The sequence below is a fragment of the Arthrobacter sp. 05L45_2 genome, assembly GCF_056397525.1.
Genome location: NZ_JBFTNO010000283.1, coordinates 1 through 2,633, shown reverse-complemented (window position 1 = coordinate 2,633; position 2,633 = coordinate 1). Strand labels below are relative to the sequence as shown.

General features: G+C 65.4%; 3 protein-coding genes. All 3 read left to right on the top strand.

The genetic code is table 11. The annotated features are described in order from the left end of the window. Positions 1-489 precede the first annotated feature (489 nt). Positions 490-1,359 carry a winged helix-turn-helix domain-containing protein gene (locus AC1DHD_RS15450; RefSeq protein WP_476880558.1) on the top strand — a complete coding sequence of 290 codons (870 nt, stop codon included), beginning with the start codon at positions 490-492 and terminating at the stop codon, positions 1,357-1,359. A 250-nt stretch (positions 1,360-1,609) separates the two neighbouring features. Beyond that, entirely contained in the window at positions 1,610-2,137 is a 528-nt protein-coding gene (locus AC1DHD_RS15445) for a SixA phosphatase family protein (RefSeq protein WP_476880557.1), read from the top strand. A 112-nt stretch (positions 2,138-2,249) separates the two neighbouring features. Further along, positions 2,250-2,633 (top strand): hypothetical protein (locus AC1DHD_RS15440; RefSeq protein WP_476880556.1); only part of this gene is annotated, 384 nt, incomplete at its 3' end.

Sequence of the window (2,633 nt, the reverse complement as noted above, 5' to 3'; positions counted from 1 at the left end):
CCGTGGACTCCTGCGCGGCCCCGGGAGCCCGAGGGGTGATTTCGCCATTCTGGCTGTAGATGAACCGACAGCGGTCATGGGCCGCTCAGCCCGAACAATCTTCGGATAATACCGGCCAAACCGCGCCTGTATCGCAAGTATGCTGACTTTTTATGGGCTCGCCAGAATTGTGATTTGCGCTACAATCGCCCTTTTTGTCTCACAATGCGGACTTGGCAGTCCATTGTTACTTGCTAGTTCTCATTGTTACGTTGCACACTTCAATTGTGAACAAGAACTCAACAGCACCTGCAGCCGCAGCTTCCGGGATCAGCGCACCAGCTGGTACTGAGATGCGCTGTTGTCGAATGCACGCCTAACTTCTACACCCCAGAACGTTTATAGGCATTCGCCCCCAGCCCAGCGTCGGGCGCCCCTCCCCAGTTTTCATTGCGGGGAAATCAGCATTCGAGCCGCGATGACGGCCATTCACATTGAGGTAAGCATTCCATGTCAGTTGCATCCGGATACGTCCACATCTCCGTCCGTAACGCCAATAAGGCCGGCCAGGCGGGCCTCCGCCAGGGTTTCGGCGGCCGTCCCAGCTTTGGCCCTGCCGCATCCGGCAACAGCTTTCCCGCCCCGGGCTATGCCGCGCAGGGCTACAACCCGAATTCCTACGGCCAGCTCCGCGCCGTCCCCGCGGCCGAGTCTGCTCCGGCCACGGCTCCCACCCCGGTGATCGCCCCGGGCGCAGGCGGCCCGGTCCGTCCCGTGCCGAACGACAACGTGGCCCGCGGATTTGTGCTCTACATGGGCATTGACGAGGAGACCGCGGCGGCTGCCGGCACTTCCATCGCCAAGCTCGCCCAGGAAATCCGCGCCTACRCCCAGTCCCTGGTCTCCGGTGCCGAGAGCTACGCCGCCGTCGCCRTCGCCCCGGCGTCCGCCCCGGGGTCCGCGCTCGACGTCGTCCGGTCCACCTTCGGCGATCCGACGGCGGGGGCCCGCCAGCGCGCCGAGAACGCGCGGCTGCAGCAGCCCCAGGATCCGCGCCCGTCCGGCGTGCTTATTGACCTTGCCCGCCGTGAAGTGGCGCTCGACGGCGAATCGCTGAACCTTACCTTCAAGGAATTCGAGCTCCTGAACTACCTCGTCGAGAACGGCACCCGCACCGTCGGCCGCGATGAACTGCTTGAGGGCCTGTGGCGGAACGCCGAAGAGGTTCCCAACGAGCGCACCATCGACGTGCACATCCGGCGCCTGCGCTCCAAGCTCGGCCGCCTGGCCAACACCGTCCGGACCGTGCGCGGCCAGGGCTACCGGTTCTACGAGCACCCCGAAGTTGTAGTCTGGGCCGCTCCGGAATACTCCATCTAGGCTGGCTTGTGCGAAGCGCCCGTCCCCTCTCGGGGCGGGCGCTTTTCGCTTTCGCGGCACGATCCCTCGGCGCCTGCCCTCGTTCCTCGCGCAACAACGGCGCTTTCGGGATGTGCCGCTGCGCTTCAGCGCCCTCGCAAAAGGCACTGCCTCTCTGCGCGGGTACGGCCTTGTGGGGTTTGGGCCTCCGCGGCTGGGGTGGGCGGGGGAACGGGGGAATCGCGGCGGCTGGCCGCACTAGGATTGAGCCATGAGCGCGCATCACATCAAACAGCTGGTGCTCATGCGGCACGCCAAAGCGGACTGGCCGGGCGGCGTCGCGGATCACGACCGGCCGCTGGAAGAGCGCGGACACCGGGAAGCGCCGCTGGCCGGACGCTGGCTCCTGAAGCACGGCGTCGTCCCCGACTTCATCCTGTGCTCCAGCGCCCTCCGCACCCGCCAGACCTGCACCTGGGTGTGCAGCGAACTGGGGGACAAGGCGCCGACCCCGAAACTCGAGGACGGCCTCTACGGAGCCTCGGCCCTGCACATGCTGGCAGTCATCAACCATGTCCCGGATACCGTGACCACCCTTATGGTGATTTCCCACATGCCCGGCGTGCAGGACCTCGCCATGCATCTGGCGTCCCGCGATTCGAACCATGACGCCTACATGGACGCCGCCACCCGCTACCCCACCAGCGGCCTGACTGTCCTGGAAACCGAAAAGTCCTGGGCCGAGCTGGACGGCCAGGACGCGCGGCTGACCCACTTCACGGTTCCGCGCGCGAAGTAGCGCCCAAGGGCGGGCTATTCCATGGCCAGCGACCCGTTTGTGTTGTTTACTAATGCTGTAATTGCTTTTACTGCCGGTGTTACTTAGCTACCGAAGGAAAAGGTGAATCACCGTGGATTCAGGACAGCTCGTAGGGATCATTATCGGCATCGTTGTGGTGCTCGCGATCGTTGCGGTGGCAATCTATTTCAGCCGCAAGCGCAAGACCGACGCGGACCGGAACCGGGCCGCAGAAATGCGTGAAAGGGCCGAGGCCGACCAGCTGGCCGCCAGGGACCACGAAGCCAAGGCAGCCCGCGCCGAAGCCGACGCGAAGGCAGCCGAGGTCGAGGCCGAACGGCTGCGCCTGCAGGCCCGCGGCACCCAGCAGGAAGCCGAAACAGCCCGGATGGGCGCCGAAGAGCAGCTCCGCCGGGCCGACGAGGTCGATCCCGACGTCGCAACCGAACCTGGCGCCGATGAAACCCGTGGCGCCGATGAGACCGCCGATGAGACC

Coding starts and splice junctions, on each gene's coding strand:
- AC1DHD_RS15445 (WP_476880557.1), top strand. CDS start 1,610: ATGAGCGCGCATCACATCAAACAGCTGGTGCTCATGCGGCACGCCAAA.